The 18,344-nt window shown below is 34.5% G+C and carries 16 protein-coding genes; 5 read left to right on the forward strand and 11 right to left on the reverse strand.

The genetic code is table 11. The features are described 5' to 3' along the window. The 5 genes from SLH48_RS17270 to SLH48_RS17290 form a co-directional block, all read right to left on the reverse strand. On the reverse strand, nt 1–357 hold a 357-nt coding region (locus SLH48_RS17270; protein ID WP_320259168.1), incomplete at its 3' end, for a copper ion binding protein. A gap of 68 nt (nt 358–425) precedes the next feature. Continuing rightward, nucleotides 426–716 carry a glutaredoxin family protein gene (locus SLH48_RS17275; RefSeq protein WP_320259169.1) on the reverse strand — a complete coding sequence of 97 codons (291 nt, stop codon included), beginning with the start codon at nt 714–716 and terminating at the stop codon, nt 426–428. A 17-nt stretch (nt 717–733) separates the two neighbouring features. Next, nucleotides 734–2,053 carry an MFS transporter gene (locus tag SLH48_RS17280; RefSeq protein ID WP_320259170.1) on the reverse strand — a complete coding sequence of 440 codons (1,320 nt, stop codon included), beginning with the start codon at nt 2,051–2,053 and terminating at the stop codon, nt 734–736. Between the two features lie 691 nt (nt 2,054–2,744). Further along, nucleotides 2,745–4,505 carry a HAMP domain-containing sensor histidine kinase gene (locus tag SLH48_RS17285; RefSeq protein ID WP_320259171.1) on the reverse strand — a complete coding sequence of 587 codons (1,761 nt, stop codon included), beginning with the start codon at nt 4,503–4,505 and terminating at the stop codon, nt 2,745–2,747. After that, entirely contained in the window at nt 4,502–5,215 is a 714-nt protein-coding gene (locus SLH48_RS17290) for a response regulator transcription factor (RefSeq protein WP_320259259.1), read from the reverse strand. Before SLH48_RS17290 ends, SLH48_RS17285 begins: the two co-directional genes overlap by 4 nt. Nucleotides 5,216–5,370: 155 nt before the next feature. Here SLH48_RS17290 and SLH48_RS17295 point away from each other — a divergent pair, with 155 nt between their 5' ends. Next, nucleotides 5,371–6,552, forward strand: a complete 1,182-nt coding sequence (locus SLH48_RS17295; protein WP_320259172.1) for a DUF418 domain-containing protein — start codon at nt 5,371–5,373, stop codon at nt 6,550–6,552. A gap of 209 nt (nt 6,553–6,761) precedes the next feature. On the opposite strand, the gene SLH48_RS17300 is transcribed toward SLH48_RS17295, so the two are convergent. Continuing rightward, on the reverse strand, nt 6,762–7,976 hold the full coding sequence (locus tag SLH48_RS17300) for an MFS transporter (RefSeq protein ID WP_320259173.1): 1,215 nt from the start codon (nt 7,974–7,976) through the stop codon (nt 6,762–6,764). Between the two features lie 89 nt (nt 7,977–8,065). Then, a complete protein-coding gene (locus SLH48_RS17305) occupies nt 8,066–9,292 on the reverse strand; it encodes an MFS transporter (RefSeq protein ID WP_320259174.1) in 1,227 nt (408 codons plus the stop codon). Between the two features lie 345 nt (nt 9,293–9,637). Here SLH48_RS17305 and SLH48_RS17310 point away from each other — a divergent pair, with 345 nt between their 5' ends. Then, nucleotides 9,638–10,102, forward strand: coding sequence for an SAM-dependent methyltransferase (locus tag SLH48_RS17310; RefSeq protein WP_320259175.1), 465 nt, complete (start codon nt 9,638–9,640; stop codon nt 10,100–10,102). A 108-nt stretch (nt 10,103–10,210) separates the two neighbouring features. On the opposite strand, the gene SLH48_RS17315 is transcribed toward SLH48_RS17310, so the two are convergent. The 3 genes from SLH48_RS17315 to SLH48_RS17325 all read right to left on the reverse strand — a co-directional run bounded on the left by SLH48_RS17315 (nt 10,211) and on the right by SLH48_RS17325 (nt 12,763). Beyond that, complete coding sequence (locus SLH48_RS17315; protein WP_320259176.1) at nt 10,211–10,540, reverse strand: group-specific protein; 330 nt, start codon at nt 10,538–10,540, stop codon at nt 10,211–10,213. Between the two features lie 187 nt (nt 10,541–10,727). Then, on the reverse strand, nt 10,728–12,188 hold the full coding sequence (locus SLH48_RS17320) for an aspartate aminotransferase family protein (protein WP_320259177.1): 1,461 nt from the start codon (nt 12,186–12,188) through the stop codon (nt 10,728–10,730). A gap of 14 nt (nt 12,189–12,202) precedes the next feature. Further along, complete coding sequence (locus SLH48_RS17325) at nt 12,203–12,763, reverse strand: TetR/AcrR family transcriptional regulator (protein WP_214484163.1); 561 nt, start codon at nt 12,761–12,763, stop codon at nt 12,203–12,205. A gap of 653 nt (nt 12,764–13,416) precedes the next feature. On the opposite strand from SLH48_RS17325, the gene SLH48_RS17330 reads away from it, so the two are divergent. From SLH48_RS17330 to SLH48_RS17340, 3 genes are all read left to right on the forward strand, one after another. Next, nucleotides 13,417–14,946 carry a xylulokinase gene (locus tag SLH48_RS17330; protein ID WP_214484164.1) on the forward strand — a complete coding sequence of 510 codons (1,530 nt, stop codon included), beginning with the start codon at nt 13,417–13,419 and terminating at the stop codon, nt 14,944–14,946. Between the two features lie 108 nt (nt 14,947–15,054). Next, nucleotides 15,055–16,287 carry an MFS transporter gene (locus tag SLH48_RS17335; RefSeq protein ID WP_320259178.1) on the forward strand — a complete coding sequence of 411 codons (1,233 nt, stop codon included), beginning with the start codon at nt 15,055–15,057 and terminating at the stop codon, nt 16,285–16,287. Further along, on the forward strand, nt 16,287–16,940 hold the full coding sequence (locus SLH48_RS17340) for a class II aldolase/adducin family protein (RefSeq protein ID WP_320259179.1): 654 nt from the start codon (nt 16,287–16,289) through the stop codon (nt 16,938–16,940). Before SLH48_RS17335 ends, SLH48_RS17340 begins: the two co-directional genes overlap by 1 nt. A gap of 99 nt (nt 16,941–17,039) precedes the next feature. Here SLH48_RS17340 and SLH48_RS17345 read toward each other — a convergent pair whose 3' ends face one another. Continuing rightward, nucleotides 17,040–18,092, reverse strand: coding sequence for an acyltransferase family protein (locus SLH48_RS17345; RefSeq protein WP_320259180.1), 1,053 nt, complete (start codon nt 18,090–18,092; stop codon nt 17,040–17,042). Nucleotides 18,093–18,344: the final 252 nt, after the last annotated feature.

Genomic DNA, 18,344 nt, shown 5'->3' on the forward strand with positions numbered 1-18,344 from the left:
TTCAGTTGTCAAATTAACCGTTGCAGCTTCAATACCGTCCATTTTATTTACCACTTTTTCAATTCGCGTGGAGCAGGCAGCACATGTCATGCCGTATATATCAAGATCTACCTTCTCAGTCTGTACACCGTAGCCAAGTTTGTTAATTTTTGACACTATATCTTCCGGCTTCACTGTATCAGCATTATACTTAATTGTTGCAGATTCCATTGCTAAATTAACATTCGCCTCTACACCGTCCATTTTGTTTAACATTTTTTCAATTCGTGTAGAACATGATGCACATGTCATCCCTGTTATTCCTAATTGTATTTGTTCTTGAGCAGGATTTGCTATTAATTCTGTTAATCCACTCATATTGATCATCTCCATTTAATGATTTATATATTACAAACTACGAAACTACACTAACACTATAAAATTTTTTATTGTACAACTGGTACATTTAACAGCTCCATAATCTCCTGTTTATTTGGTTCAAAACCAATAATATTTTTGTGAATTTTTTTCTTACCCCACATATTTTTATTATAAAAGACGAAGGAAGGAACAATTCTTGTACCAGAAATAGTCTTCAAATCATCTTCTAGTTTCAAATCTTTACTAACATCTTTATCAACATACGGGATCTGATGTAACGCTAGAAATTCCTTCGCTTGTTGGCAGTCTGAGCATGTAGGCCTTGTATAAAGTTCAAGTATTAATTTATCAGTCATAAATATCTACCTTTCTATTATTTTTTAAAAATTGCGAATATGATTAATGAAATGATGGAAACACTAGCTAAAAAGATACTAATATAAGCAAAACCATCTGCAGAAGAAGCAATCATTATTCCTGCTATTGTTGGACCGACAGTTGATCCAAGAGATCTGAATAAACTAAGAAATCCTACTGATGTACCAGCCTCAGATATAGGTGTCTCTTGTATAATCAAAATATTTAAAGGAGCACCGATAATAATTCCAATTCCAAAGCCAATAATCGCAGAAACTACTAAAACATAGCTATAATTTATAGGGTTTATTAACAGTAGTGTTCCAATGGTTGTCAGAAGAAAGCCAATAAACAATACTTTCTTTGCGCCAATTTTTGTAACCATTTGACCTCCAACTACTGAGGCAATCATTGATGTAATAGCTAATGGCGCAACACCTAAAGCTGCACTTGCTTTGGAAATCATCATCTCAGTTTCTATAAATATAGGTAATAAATTAATTGTAGAGGCCATAATTACCCCTGATACCGCTGAGTAAAATAAAATAATAAGAGTATTCTTTTGTTTAAAGAAATGTATTTTAATAATTGGATCTGGTGCAGTTTTTTCTACGAATATCATTATCGGTATTAATATGACACCTATAATTAGGACATATATATTTACTGTTGTAATCCCAAGCATGATTGACAGAATGATAGCTGTCAGAAGCATAATACCTTTATAATCAATTGGATTTTTTATTATTTGTTGTTGTATCTTCACAAAACTCATGAGTACTACCACTAGAATTGCAATTGGAACATTGATTAAAAATATCCACTGCCAATCAAAGTTTTGAATGATATATCCTCCTACCATTGGGCCGAGAATGCTTCCGAATCCAAAAATGAGCCCTATCATACCCATAGCCTTTGCACGAGTTTCTTCTGGATAACTTACCGCTATAAATGCTGCAGTTATTGGAAATATTCCACCTGTTCCAATAGCTTGAATACTTCGCCCTATTAAAAACAGAACAAAGTTAGGTGCTAATGCAGCAAACAATGATCCAATGCCAAATAGTCCAATACCAACAATAAAGATTAACTTTCTCCCGAATCGATCAGAGAATTTACCCATGAGGGGTATACTTACTGCAAATAGTAATGTATATATCGTAAAGCTCCAGACTCCCCACGAGGTATCAATATTATAAGTGAAGACAATTGAGCTTAGAGCAGGACCAACGATACCGTGGTCAAGTGCTCCCATGAATATCCCTATTAAAAACAGAGTCATTGCTATTTTTCTTTCATTCTTACTTACTATTGGCTTTTTTAAAGTGGCTTCCATGTTATTTACCTCCAAATGCGACCTCATTTTTATTCATATTATTAAGCTCTTTTCGTAAACTTTGTTGCTATTCTTAGAGATTGATCAACATTAGTGAAGGTAGAAAAGAGCCACGAATACTAGATGTATACCCGCTTATACTTAGAACAAAAAGCAACAATTCATGTGAAAACAGCCTTTTATTAACAGTGAAGATAAATATCCTTCCCCATCATCGCTTGACAATCATTATCCATTTCAATCACCTCTTTAACTATATACTATACCCCTGTATGGTATAAGTCAATACAAAGTTTTCAATTTTTCACATTTAAATTCCCAATTTCATCTTAATTTACTTTACATTAAGTTTTCTAGATTATTAACTTACTTGTCATCTTTAAAAGGCTACCTAGAATTGTTACGGTTGATTATATCTTTTTTCAGAATGTTTAAAAATGTAAAAAATCGATGCTACTTGGATCATTTCGACTACCCATATCGTAAATATAGATATTTAACACGATGTTTTTATATGCTTTCAACTAAAAGTTGTCCCTCAAAAGGTAAGTTTTCGTGGAAGACGGAGATATAACAGTAGCCTCTGGACCTTAATCCTGAGGCTAGAAGATATAATGACTATGGAGGTTTTAATTTACTGATCATAAGCTCATTCAGCGTATGTTATAAATCTTACTTGCAATTAGTACTTTTACTCATTAGGGTATATAGGGAAAATTAACGTAATTTTAGTTCCTACCTCAACTGTTGATTCAACCTTAATCTCACCGTGATGAGAGTTTACAATTTCTTTTGCAATACTCATTCCTAACCCAACTCCTTCTATCTGTTCGTCTGTATTCGTCCCTCTGTAATACCTTTCAAACAAGTTTTGCTTCGTTTCTTCATCCATACCTTGTCCATTATCAATAATTTGAACAAATGTTTCATTCAGTTTTTTTTCAACTTTCACTACAATTGAAATACCAGGTGGGTTGTGTTTGATCGCATTATATATTAAGTTATCTAGCATCCTTAGAAGCCATTTTCGATCACCTAAAATTTCTATATTGAGCTGACTGTACTCACCATTTATAATATTTTGACCAAGGGTCACATCTTTACTGAATTTTTTTAAAGTATGTTCAATAATTTCAACAATATTTATTGGTTCTAACGTTAACGGAAGTGTGTCATTTTTGAGCTGAAACACTAACGAAAAATCTTGGATGAGGTTTAACATATAGTCACCCTTTTCTCTTACCATGGCACCAACTTCTTGAAGCTCATTTGAACTCCATTCGTATTCTCCACTTTCAAGTATGTGACCGTACCCTTGAATCGTTGATAATGGGGTTCTTAAATCATGCGAAATACCTGTCATCCATTCCTCTCTTACTTTTTCAAGTCGTTTTCGTTCTCTCACAGATTCTGATAGCTTTTCAGTGACATCATAAAAGGCTTGAATCACTTCTTGGTATAATCTGTATCGGTAACGAACCTTTCCTTTTTTATTAAATATCTTTTGTCTTTCCTTATCTGTAAATACCTGATTGTATTCATCATGACCCATTCTTTCTAACCAGCTTATAAAAATGTGAAGTGGTTGACCATAGCGAAACGCATGCCATCCAGTTAAGGCTATAGCTAAAAATAGTAGCACACCACCCATAATGACTAGTGTCAAAATAGCCTTTTTTATGAAAATTAATTGAATGTCTTCATCATCCTTTTTATTCAAATGCAACATCCAAGTCGTATCCCACTTATTGTCATGGTAAATGACTGCATCAGTTTCGTAGTTTCCGGGCTGTAATTTTCTACCTAAGACGTCTAAAGGCTTGTATGATTGAGCATCTTCCTTCTGACCAATTGATTGTACAATTTCACCATCATTATTTAATATCTGGAGATAGCCATCAATTTCTGCTAACACTTTTTCTAGATGAAATTTTGCTTCTTTTGCTAGTGCTTCATTGGAAGAAAATTGATTCACCCATGACTCCAACAGCTCCAAGTTTTTATCTTCATATCCTAATAAAAACAAATACGGATCATCAAAGAAAGTAGCGTCGTATTTATAATAAACTTTATATGTTTCATATTGATTAGCCTCTACTATTTGGACAAGATCATTAATCGTATATTTATCATTTACATGTGACGGCGTATTAATTGCATACATGACTTCACCATCAAGATTAACAATTTGCAACCACATATTCTTCTTAGCTAACTCTCGATGCCAATCGGTTGAAAATTCTACTTTACCGTCAGCAATACTAGTTTCTGTATGTATCGAGTCAAGAACACCTATTGGATAATTACTACGAATTTCTGATAAGGCCATAAAACGATAAAATATTAAGAGGAAAATAACTAATACAACAAATATAAACAACACAAGCGTAATATATTGAAATGTGAATTGAAACGCAAATCTTCGTTTTATCGACTTTGATTTCAACTTCATTTCTTTTGCTCCTTCATAAGCTTATATCCTAATCCACGAACAGTTACTAGAAAGCGAGGATTACTAGGATCAGGCTCGATTCTCTCCCTTAGTCTCCTAATATGAACCATAACAGTATTATCATCAACCATCGTATCAAGACCCCACACCTTTTCAAATAACTCTTCTTTTGAAAACACACGATTAGGATTCTCACATAAGAATTGGAGTAAACGATAGATTTGTGGAGGACATGACACAACCTCTCCATTTACATTGAGCTCTTTTGTCATCTCATCTAACACAAAAAAACCAAAATCATATAAATTTTCACGCTCTGAACTACTTGTTGATAGTTGATTTCCACTCCTTCTATTGGCTGCTTTTATTCTAGCAACAATCTCTAACGGATTAAATGGTTTTGTAACGTAATCGTCACCACCAATCGCAAAGCCTGTTAATACATCTAAATCAGATGTCCTTGCAGTTAAAAATAATATATGTGCATTTGTCATTGTTTTTATTTTTGGCAATGCTTCAAACCCTGATTGATCTGGAAGCATTACGTCTAGCACAATATAATCTACTTGTTCTTGCTCTAAAATAACCATTGCTTCATTAATAGTATGAGCTTTAAAGATTAGATTAAATCCTTCCTTCATCAACACCATTTCTAGCATTTTTACGATAGATTTCTCATCATCAACAATTAACACCCTCGAATTTTCCACCATGATTATCCACCTCATCTTAATATTACCATGTTAACCTTACGAGAATCTTAACGAGATACCTAATAATTAAGATAAAAATAAGGTGCTGTTTCATATGCAGTAAGGAATATCATTTATGCTATATTTAGAAAACTGATCAAGGGGGAATTACAATGGCGGTAAACAATCGAGTAAATATGATCGATGGTATAAGGGGCTTTAGTCTATTTGGAATATTAATGGCGAACCTACTAATCTTTCAATATGGTTTATTTGGAAAAGATGAAATATCACTTCTTTCGTTATCAGCAACAGATTTATTTGCATATAAGTTGATAAAAATATTCATCGAGGGCAGTTTTATGCCCATTTTCACATTTTTATTTGGATATGGGATGATTAAAATGAAAGAAAGCTTAGAGCGAAAGGAACTCAAAGTGAAAAGACATTTCGTGCGTCGTTTTATATTCTTGGGAGCTATTGGCCTAGTGCACAGTACATTGTTATGGGAAGGTGACATTTTACTCTTATATGGAATGATGGGGTTTTTTCTCTTATTGTTTATGAATCGAAAGAGTAAGACTGTCCTAGTATGGGGAATAATTTTACTGTTACTTACCTCACTCTTCGGGTATGGAAATGAATCTGGAACTATTGAAGACAAAGCTATTTTAGAACAATACGTAAAAGATACATTTGAGATTTATGGTAGTGGTACTTATAATGAAATAACATATCATAGAAACAACGTTGACCCGCTTAATTTACCTGATTATATGTACCTTGTTTTATTATTATTAGCGCCTATTGCTTCGGCACCTTTATTCTTGCTCGGGATGTACGCCGCAAAGAAACAACGCTTCACAGATCCAGCAAAAGAACATGATTTATATATTAAATACGCACTATTTTTTGTACCAATCGGTCTATTACTAAAAAGCTTAGTTTACATTATTCCAAATCAATCTTGGGTCGGTATTGGTTCATTACTCGGGGCAAATATGTTATCACTAGGCTATATCTATTTAATGGCACTCGGATATAAGCAAGGTACTTTACTATTTAAGTCATTTGAAGCTGTTGGCAAGTTATCAATGACAAATTACTTACTACAAACTGTTATCTGTACAACTATCTTTTATGGTTATGGTTTAGGCTTATTTGGAAAACTAGGAATAGTTAATGCGTTTTTCCTCGGCATAATCATTTACTCCTTACAGGTTTCCCTTAGCTACCTATACTTAAAGAGATTCAGATCTGGACCTTTCGAAAAAATGATACGTATTTGGACATATTTCACTCTATCAGGTAAACCGAGAATTAAAGCAGCAATAGAAAATAAACGAATTGCATAAGAATATCCTGTGAAAATAAAAAGAAGGTCTTTACAAATTCGGAGTGGTTTATTCCAATATGTGTAATCGCAGGCATGATTTCAACTTTCATAATTAAGTATTTAATTTCAATCTTTTTTCATATGAATTTTTCAATAATAAAAAAAGCTGTTGCTATGGTGTACATGCCCATAGCAACAGCTTTAAACTTTCATGACAGATTAATATAATTAAGCTACCTTCTTCATCTCTAAGGAATTTTTATTTTTCAGCGCATATATTGCTGACATAACCAATAATATACCTGCTAAAATAAAAACAACCCTTATATTGTAATGCTCTGAAATATAACCAAAAAATAGTGTTGATAAACCAAATGTTATCGCAGTTAACGCACTTTGAGCTGCGTATACCTTTGGTAACATATCTGCTGAGGTACTTTGTTGTATGCCTGTTTGTAAGCTGATTCCCTTTATTTGTTCAAATAATCCAAACATAGCTGATATAATAAGAGCCATCCAAGCATTTGAATTAACCCCAAAAAGAAATGGCATGACACTTACTACAAATGATGTCATAATAATTGTCTTTGTCATATGTTTTTCGATCATAGTAGAGAATTTCATTCCAACTACACCACCAATGAAAAGACCGACAAAGAAACTTACATTAATATAGCCCCACCATTTTTCAGATTCTTGTAAGACTTCATAGACGAACACGTAAAGAATAGCAGCAATCCATACTACATGAGCAATTGATTCTATAAACAACATAACATGAATATTTCTAAGAGAAGGATTCCTCCAAATGATTGCCCATCCTTCTTTTAGCACATACCAAAAGGCTTTCTCTTTATCCTTACTTATTTCATGCTGAGTTTCATCAATAATACCAAACATCATCAATGTCGATACGAAATATAACAACAAAGTCAGCCATATCACATATGAGCCACTTATTGCTGCTACCAAAATGCCTCCGAAAGCCCAGCCACCTAACTGTATAATCTGATCTACACTTGCAAGAAAGCTATTTGCTCTAACCAGTTCTTTAGAACTTACAAGCCTCGGTAACATAGCATCCCGAGCCGGATTAGCCCATCCATCAAAGAAAGAAATGGTAAAAGCAAATGTGATAACAATAAATGGAGACATCGCTTCAATTTGCATATACACATAAAGCGACAATAATAATAACAACACTGTTTTAATTACTTGAGAGCTTACTAGTAATGATTTTAAATTTAAACGATTTATTAATATTGGTGCAAAAATTCCACTTATAAACCTGGCAAAAGTAATTGCAAAAGGTAAGAAGGCTAAATAGAATGGCGAGCCAGTGGAACTGTATAGTAAAGATATTAGCGCAACAATATAAAGGACATCGCCAATATCTGCAAATGATTGACCTATCCATAAATACTTAAATGATTTACTTTTCATTTTTACTACCCCTTTGTATTTCAAATTTTATTAGTTTAGGGTAGTCACCTACATTCATTTCACTCCGTTCCTTATTAATAAAATATGTATTATATCAATTCATTACTCGCTTCAAAGGCAGAAACGGGTTTGTTTAAGCTCCTCTGGTTATACGCTATGAGGCCATTCATAACTAAGATCATTGAACAGATTACAAGTCCTAAATTTGCGTTAACAAATTGCGCGACTCCACCAGCAAACAGATTAGCTACAATTGCTACTAAACTTGAAATAAATAATCCAGCGCTACTTACCCTTGCCAAATAAGCTGTTGGAGTAACTTTTTGTCTACCTGCACCATTAATAACGAATGCCATTGACAATGCACCATCGAAGATGAACATCCCAATAAATGCAGGAACAAAACTGGTTGATAATACAATTAATAAAACTCCTATTCCAGATGTAAGTATAAGGCTTCCATAAAGCATATTCCAATTAACTAATTTCACTTTGCGCATGAGAATAACACCAAATATATTCCCTAAACCAGCTGCTGAGAGCAACAGACCCGTTTGTACATCATTTAAGTGTAAAACCTGTGAAGCATATACAATGACCAATAAAACGACCGCATAGGATGAAAAGTTTAGGACAGTATGGTTAAGTGTTATAAACCTGTGAAGACGATTTCCAAATAAAAACCTAACACCTTGTAGCCCCTCATTGACCTTCTGTTTTCCACTCACGTTACGAGCGGCCTTTTCAACTGGCTCTTTTACAACGAGAAAAAATATTGCAATGAAAGATAGTAAAAATGAAAAAGCATCAATGCTTAGCGTCCATGCTCCACCAATGACTGTTAAAGCAATACCAGCCAGAGCAGGACCTACTAAAGTACTTACCGCATCTGCACCTTCCAAATAATTATGTGCATCAACTAAATTTTGACGTTGTACTACACGTGGTAGCATCGCATTAAATGAAATTCGAAAGAATACTCCTGCTAAACCAGTCATAAGCAGGATACCAGATACAAACCATAAATTAAACGTTCCGAAAAAGATGGTGGCAACTAACATAAACATCGTCAATGCTCGAATAAGCTCACTTACTAACGCAACTGTTTTCTTTGATCTTTGCTCAATCCAAACACCTGCTGGTATAGAAAATAATAGCGGTGCAATGTGAGTACTTACCGCAACAACTCCAGCCTTCAACGGTGAGTCTGTCACATGTAAAATAATTAATGGTATGACAAGCTCACTAAAACGATTTCCAAATATCGAAACGAGTTGACCTGACCATAACAGTAGAAAATTTCTATTTTTGAACATCCTAACACCTCTAACAAACTTCTATTCAATTTTTATATTAGAAATAAACTTCCTCTCACATTGAACTTAGCTCCTGTAATGTATTATTGTTAGGTCACAATCATATTTCATAATTATTAAAATTTTTATATAATTACTAATATAACACAATTATTCATTTATATGACATAACATCTTAGCACCATTGCCCAAACCATCATTTAAACAAACGTTTGATTAAACTCTTACTGTCGTACTAATAACTAAGCGAAAAGCATGAACTAAAACTACGCGTTGCAATTACATATATATCAATAACTATCTAAGAGTAATCCATTAAAACTATGAAGTAAGAAAGGAGAATATATGTATTCATTAAAGCCGATCGCTTACGTTAAAAATAATAGAGAAGAAATAGCAGATGACAATTGGGGAGATGTATTATCATTAATAGAACTAACAGAAGATTTTTCAGAAGAGAGCTTATTAGGAATTGAAGAATTTTCTCACGTTGACGTCATTTTTTTATTCGACAAGGTGGCTGATAGTGACACCCACTTCTCAGCAAGACATCCCCGCAATAATCAGAACTATCCAAAGGTCGGCATCTTTGCTCAGCGTGGTAAAAACCGCCCGAACAAACTCGGCTTAACTACTGTAAAGTTAGTAAAACGAGAAGGCAAGACACTGTTTGTAACAGGTCTAGATGCAATTCATAACACACCAGTCATAGACATCAAACCTGTTATGGAAGAGTTTTTACCTAAAGGAACAATTAAACAGCCGAGGTGGTCAATAGATTTAATGACTAATTATTGGAAAGAACAATAACTAGAGGAAATGAAGGCTTTTAATTATGTAGAGACATGGTCATTCGACAACAGCTCTAGGAAAAGGTGAGATCACTTACCCTTATGTGTAAATACGAAAAACAACAACCTACGCTGAAACCAACCTTATTAAATCATCTAAAGTACCTATACATTTCTCTATGCCATTTAAGTGATAAAAGGTAGTTGTAGTTTCAAAGTCATTTATATCTTCACTTTCTGAATAAAGATAAACCTTTTTCCCTCTGCCAAGTGCGATACCTAATTCAACATGACTACCTTTACCTGCTGGGAATAAAACTACTAAAAAATCAGCTTCACATACTGCATCTTTCTCTTTTTGACCAATATGCCTAAGCTGATCAATAGTCAATGTCCTGTTATTTTTAGTCCAATCATACGTTTGAGTATAGCCTTTAGCTATTAGTTTTTCACTCACATACTTCACAAAACCATGCGTGTTTGGCGATAACCTACTAAAACTACAGTAATATCTTCAATAAACATTACGATAACGCTAGTTATTCATAAGAGCAGATTATTAAGGGTGTACATACAAAAAAGGTGTCTCTTAACATTAATTATAAGACACCCCTCATCTTCATCTTATTTCATCCAATCAACAGTTAAACATGCGCACCTTCAATTTTTTGAAAAACTCGCTCAAAACGATTAAGTGCATCATCAATCACTTCATCAGTATCTGCCAAGCTAGTATATAGTCTACTTCCTGCCAGCGAAACGATTCCTTCCGCCATATAAGCAGCACCCATCTCCTCCATCATGTGCTTCCGTTTTTTAATTTCGCCGAGTGCACTTAAAATATTGATTCCTAATTTGACAAACATCGCTGCCGCAGTTTCTAGATGACATATAGATCCTTGGTTAAAGGCGACAAAAGGTAGATTATATTTATTAATAAGTTCATTAAGCCCCTTCGTTAAACGATCCCCTGCCCTTCCTGCAACTTCACATGCGTTTGTTTTTTCAATTTCTAGTATTGTATAGTAGCCAGCAAGGGCACTTAACGGATTTGCAGCTAATGTTCCGCCAACATATGCTCTTTTTTTACCACTTTCCAAACCTGCAGCTAGTCGTTCAATTAAATCCTTTCGACCTCCAACACCACCCGCAGCTGGATACCCACCAGCAATTACTTTTCCAAACACCGTCAAATCTGGTTTTACATCAAAATAGCCTTGAGCTCCTCCTAAACCTATGCGAAAACCAGTTACAACCTCATCGAATATGAGTAGAGCACCAAACTCATCACAAAGTTTGCGAACTTCATGATTGTAATCTTTGTATATCGGTCTCGTACCGCTCTCTGGACCAACTGGTTCAACTATTACACAAGCTGTACCACCCTTTAGCTTATTAAGCTGTAGCTGCCTTCTTAATGCACCTAAGTTATTTGGCTTTACTTCTTGCGTATGCCTAGTACTTGCTCGAGGTATACCGTGTGCTTCAAATCTACCTGTACCTGGTATCTTTAATCCATAAACCATTTGGTCACTCCAGCCATGATACGCACCGCCAATTTTGACAACCTTTTTCTTCCCAGTTGCAAGTCTAGCAATTCTGATTGAAGCCATCACGGCTTCTGTACCACTTCCTAGCATACGAAACATTTCTACTGCAGGCATGTGTTTATTAATTAACTTTGCAATCTTAAATTCATATTCGTGGAATAGTCCAGTAACAGGTCCACAATCATTTAATAATTCAATTACTTTTTCTCTAACTGGTTTATAATTACTCCCCAAAATAATGGGCCCACCTGATTGTAGAAAATCAATATATTTATTGCCATCAATATCCCACAAATAAGCTCCTTCTGCTTTGTTTACGACAATAGGGTATGGATAATTAAACGCTAAATTATGCTGCACACCACCAGGAATATATTTTTTTGCCTCTGTAATCATTTCTTTAGATTTACTACATTTAGTTTCATAGTAATCTAGATATTCTTTCATCGCTTCACGTTTAATCGGCCTTATCGGCTGTTGCATTAAATGATCAAGTTTGTTGTAAATTTCCGCTGTATCGTGCCATGTTGAGATTGCGTATCCTTTCTTTTCCATAGAAAGACACCCCTTTATTCTTCGGTAATTCCTTTAAAAATCATATCTAAAATGTGATCTAATTCCGAAGTTGCACCTACTTTAGAATCTTCTTCAAGCCACCTGAATAAGAGCCCATAATAACTACCCATAATTAACGTAACGATCTCACTTTGTGAAAAAGTTGCTTTGATCTCACCTTTTTCCTGACTTTCTCTAATTAAGTTTTCTAATATTCTTCTAATTTGCAAGTAAGGAGTTTCCTTATCACTTTTATTAATAATTGATGAGAAAACTACACGCCCTGTAAGCTGTAAATAGGGTAAAGAATCTTCTAGAAGTCTAAGCATAATGGTTCTAATCTTTTCAATTGTTTGCGAGGATTTATAAAGTGGGTCGTCCATTAAATCTAATAGATCAGCTACTTCTTCTTCTGCAATTCCAATCAACAAACTTTCTTTATTCGGAAAATGCTTAAAAAAAGTACTCTTTGCGATATCTGACATTTCTGTAATGTCTTCTATTGATGTTTTCTCATAGCCTTTATCTCGGAATAAATAACGTGCTGACTTGAGAATATTTGTTGTGGTTTTCATTTTCTTACGCTCTCGCCTGGATAGGTTATACGAACTATGATTGTTAATGTTTTTTCCTCCTAGTTACGCTTTTTCCTAGGCTCTTTTCGTATACATTGAAGCTATTACTAATTTCTTAAGTGTTCAATGGGTTTGTATAGGATAATCATTGTATTTAAGATGAGGATACGTGTTTATTCCTTCATACGAAAACAGCCTTTTCCTAATAACGGTATTATATATCAGTCTATTTTTATTGTAAAGTCTGAATATAAAATATATTCTAATTATATACTTGATTATTAAATCGTACTAAGGTATACTTTTCTCAGAAAAAACTATTTCCATATTTGGAATAGCATATATAATATAGTTAGAGGCTTTTCTATTATGTGTATTTTTCTGAATTTTCAGTACTGTTTATACCACCTTCATCTACCATGACTCCATATTAAAAGTAAAATATGCATCACCACTGCGCTTACAACTACAGGAATCTATTATTTTCCAAACTCTTTATCATGAACTTTGTAGCATTAATTACTTATTGTCATTACAAGACCGAAAAATTATCAGTAGAAGAAAAGATGCTGTAATTTAATTGGCTACGGTGTATTTCTTAGTAACACAAATCAATACGAATGTAGCCTTTAATCTATTAGTGGAGGTTTTGTATGGGGGGGAAATACTTAATTTCTCATGATGTAGGTACGAGTTCCAATAAAACAGTTCTTGTAAATACAAACGGAAAAATCATTGCTAGTGCTACTGCTTCCTATCCTTTACTCACACCACACCCAAATTGGGTAGAGCAACAACCTGAAGACTATTGGAACGCAATCATTAAAACGACAAAACAAGTGTTAGAATTAGCAAGCGTATCACCACAAGAAGTATTAGGAATCATTTTCACGACTCAAGCAATGGGTATAATACCCATTAATAGCGATGGTCAAGTATTACGACCTAATATATCGTGGGTAGATGGTCGAGCTGAACTGCAAGCAAAAAGAATTATGAGGAAATTTCTAGGGGAACAGCTTTTTAAAGCGGTTGTTGGCGTAAAATTAATGGGCAAAGATGTGATCCCAAAACTTCTATGGATCAAAGAAAAGGAACCTACGGTATATCATGAAACGAAGTATTTTTTAGACGTAAATGGCTTTCTTAAATTTAAATCAACCGGCAATCCAGTCATTGAATGGTCTGGTGCATCATCCTATGGGTTTGACTTAAAGAAAAAAGATTGGTTAAAGTTCTTCTTTCAACTTTGCGGTATTGATACGAATAAACTTCCACCTCTTGTGCGCTCAATAGATAATGTTGGTGGCCTTACTAAAGAGGCTGCTGATGCAATGGGATTGCTTCAAGGGACCCCTGTCTTCGGTGGTTGTGATGACGTGCAAAGTGCTGCAGTTGGTGCCAATGCAGTTGGTGAAGGGGAAGCCCATATTTACCTCGGGACTTCTGCATGGGTATGTGTTTCAACTTCAAAAAACTTAAAGCATAAAAATGGTGCTGCTGTTATTCAAAGTGCCGATCCCAACATGGCTCATGTTGTGGGTATTACTGAAGCTGCTGGATCTTGTATCCAATGGATTGCTGATCAATTCTACTCTCACGAACAGCAAGATCCGAATGTTGATAATATATTTGATCTTATGGATGAAGATGTAAAGAAAATCCCTCCTGGTTCTGACTATTTAGTTTGTACTCCTTGGATGCTAGGAGAAAGATGTCCAGTGAGTACTACTACCACTAGGGCCACATTATTTAATATAAGCCTAGAACATACAAGGGAACATATGATGAGAGCTGTCTATGAAGGTGTCTCTTACAACTTAAGTTGGATTTTAGAAAACTTCAAACGTGATTACGGGTTTGATGTTTCAACATTAAAGTTAATTGGAGGAGGCTCCCTTGACAACCAATGGATGCAAATATTATCAGATGTAACACAAAAGCCTGTCACCACAGTGTTACAACCACAAATGGCCGGTGCCGTTGGTGGAGCAATTTGTGCAGCGATTGGACTTGGTATCTATGATGATTTTAACTGTGTTAATGATTTAATAAAAACGGATAAACATTATGAACCCAATGTACAAAATGCTCAAATCTATAGTCAGTTATTATCCTCCTATAAATCAATCTACTACTCTTTAAAACAATCTTATGCCGATTTAAATTCGGCTCGATTCTAACAGAAGACTCTTTTCCGTTTACATCGTTTGCTATTTCCACAATACTACTCAAGTTATAGAAAAGATAACTAGAAAATCTACCTAATAAAAAATGATATGGAGGTTGGTATGGAAAAACCTAAAATCTACCGTTACAGATGGGTTATTCTTGTTTCAATGATTCCAATTCTTGCTACAACCAATTTATTTTGGTTAACTTTCGCTCCAATAACTCGTATCGCAGAAGATTATTACAACGTTTCTAGTCTTAGCATCGCATTTTTATCAATATGTTTTATGGTTGTGTATATCATAATGACCTTACCAGCTTCTTGGCTCGTTGATACGTATGGTTTTCGCATCGCTGTTGCAGTTGGCGCTATTATTACTGCCGTATTTGGCCTATCAAGAGGGTTTATGTCGTCAAGCTTTACTATAGTAGTTATTTCACAAATCGGTGTTGCTATCGGTCAGCCATTTCTAACGAATTCCATAACAAAGGCTGCTGCACGTTGGTTTCCTGTTGATGAAAGGGCTACCGCTACAGGAATTGCATCTATGGCTACTTATATCGGGATGATCATAGCCTTAGTGTTAACCCCAATTCTTACTGACCAGTACGGCTTAGAAAGTATGTTGAGCATATATGGTATTGTTGCGCTCATCTCTGCTTGCATATTTTTAATTTTATCCAAAGAGCATCCGCCGACATCTCCAAGTATCGATAAAGAGACTGAACAAACCTTTTCATTTAAAGGGTTACAGCAAATGTTATACAAAAGAGATTTTATCGTGTTAATGGCGTGTGTTTTTATCGTAATGGGTGTATTCAATGCAGTGATGACATGGATTGAAAATATCCTTAGTCCTAGAGGTGTCACCCCTTCTCAAGCAGGTATCGCTGGCGGTGTATTAGTTATATTAGGCCTCGTTGGAGCTGTTATCCTCCCAATTATTTCAGATCGTCTTCATCAACGCCGTTTACTTTTAATCATTCCATTAATCGCATCTATACCTGGTTTTATTGGGCTTACTTTTTTTCACCAATATAGCTTAATCCTTCTGTCTTGTGCATTTCTAGGATTTTTCATGATGGGAGTTGGTCCAATCGCTTTTCAATATGGCGCAGAGATCGCTAATCCAATCCCAGAAGGCACATCCTATGGCATGCTTATGCTAATGGGGCAAATTTCAGGTGTGATATTCACTTATAGTATGGATGCATTTAGAGTTAGTTCAACTGGATCACTAACGCCTGCCATGATCATACTTATAGGTTTAATGTTAATTGGGTTATTTCTGACGTCTAAATTAAATGAATCAACGATGATTTTATCAAGTGAACATAAGGAGGAAATGTAATGGAAGTTACTGAAGTGAAGAAGATGGTTTGTGACGCAGGAAAGAGACTACTTTCCAGCGGACTTGTAGAAGGAACTTGGGGAAATATTAGTGCAAGAGTTAATGAGAACACAATGGTTATCACACCAAGTGGTAAAAATTATGCAGATCAAACACCTGATGATATGGTCGTTGTCAATTTGGAGGATTTAACATATGAAGGTGAGCTAAAACCTTCCACAGAATGTGGCTTACATGCGGAAATATATAAGGAAAGAAAAAATGTAAATTCCGTTATTCATACTCATTCCCTTCACGGGTGTACAGTTGCCGCTGCTCGTAAAGAAATCCCTCCAATATTAGATGATATGGTACAAATTGTAGGGCCGAGTATTAGAGTGGCTGACTACGCAATATCAGGCACAAAAAAACTCACAAAAAACGTTATTAAAGCACTTAAAGGCAGAAATGGTGCTCTATTAGCTAATCACGGTACAATTTGTGTAGGCAGATCGATTGACGAAGCATTCGTTACGTGTCAAGTACTTGAAAAAGCATGTCGGATATTTATTGATGTACAAAGTATCGGTGGTGCGGCTCAAATAAATAAAGTAGAAGCCATTGCAATGCACCAATATTATTTAAAAAAATATTCTAAAAGACAGTCAATATAACACTTTAATAACAAAGAGGCTGATACATGTAAGTGATTGTATCAGCCCCTTTCATTGCTATAATAAGAACGTATATTTCCACACTTTCGTTCAGCATTTTTAAGCTGCTTTGTTAACGGAATCATATGGCTTCCTAACATTCATTGTTTCAAATTTGCATTCAATGGCCGATCTTGTCAAGAACAAGACTGGCCTAGAACTCAATCCAAATGTGATGATTATCGTTAACAACGGAATAATAATAATATGCCATACACTTCCAGTAGCGTACCAATCTAGTGTTTTAATGAATTTAATAAAAAAGAAATGCAAAATAAATACATACGAAGTTCTAAGACCTAAAGGCGTAAAAAACATCTGTTTTTTTGGAACCCAAGGTAAAAAAGAAATAATACCACAAAGCATAACTACATAAATCATCATGCGAAAGAATGACCCATACAAAGCAGAATGTCCAATTGTATCAAAAGAATATTTACCTAATAGGTACATTCTCATTGTAGATGGATCCAAAACTAGAAATATAGCCAAACAAAAAATAAATAATGTAATAGATACGATCTTTCCATAACTTTGTTTTACCCAATGGAAATATGCTGGTTTCATATAATAGCCAATAAGGAAAAACGGAAAGAACACAAAAGTTCTTGAAATACTAAAGTATGATTCTGCACTATCTACATAACCAATTCCAATTCCAAATAGAAAAGCAAATACGAGTGAATATGGAATTTTCGTAAATATAAACAACATTAAATTCCAACAAAACATACTCAACAAAAACCACATACCCATCGTTGGCATAAATAATGACAGTTGAAATGTATCGTAATCGTATAAAACATAATTGTAATAAGAATAAATGATTTCGAATAAAACATATGGAAATAGCGTCTTTTTAATAACCTTATTTATGAATCCCTTTTTATAAAAGCTTTTAGAAAAATATCCTGCAATCAATATTAGAGCAGGCATTCTAAAAGCAGCCAAGAAATTGAGCATTACATTTAGAAATTCATTTTGCGTCCTAAACATACTGCTTAAATGACCAAATACAACCAACAAAACTAGAATAAATTTTGCATTATCAAAAAAAGGGTCTCTACTCTTCTTTTGTGTAATATCTTTGCTGATAGCAAAACACCCCATCATTAATTATCAATAATCTAACTAACAAAATATTAGTTTCAATACATTTACTACTGTTAGACGTCCTTAAACCCTAAATCGTTACAATATATATGTTGTTATTTACTACCAATAAAACAACTAGGAAAAAATCAAGTATGGAATCATTCTATTTAATTGTTTTAACCGACATCTCGCCTTTAAAAAAGTTGACTCTCTACCATAACAGAGAATCAACTTTTTTTCATCTATTTAACAGGTTTCTGCAACAGCTAC

It is taken from the genome of Cytobacillus sp. IB215316, assembly GCF_033963865.1.
Classification (GTDB): Bacteria; Bacillota; Bacilli; order Bacillales; family SM2101; genus Nanhaiella; species Nanhaiella sioensis.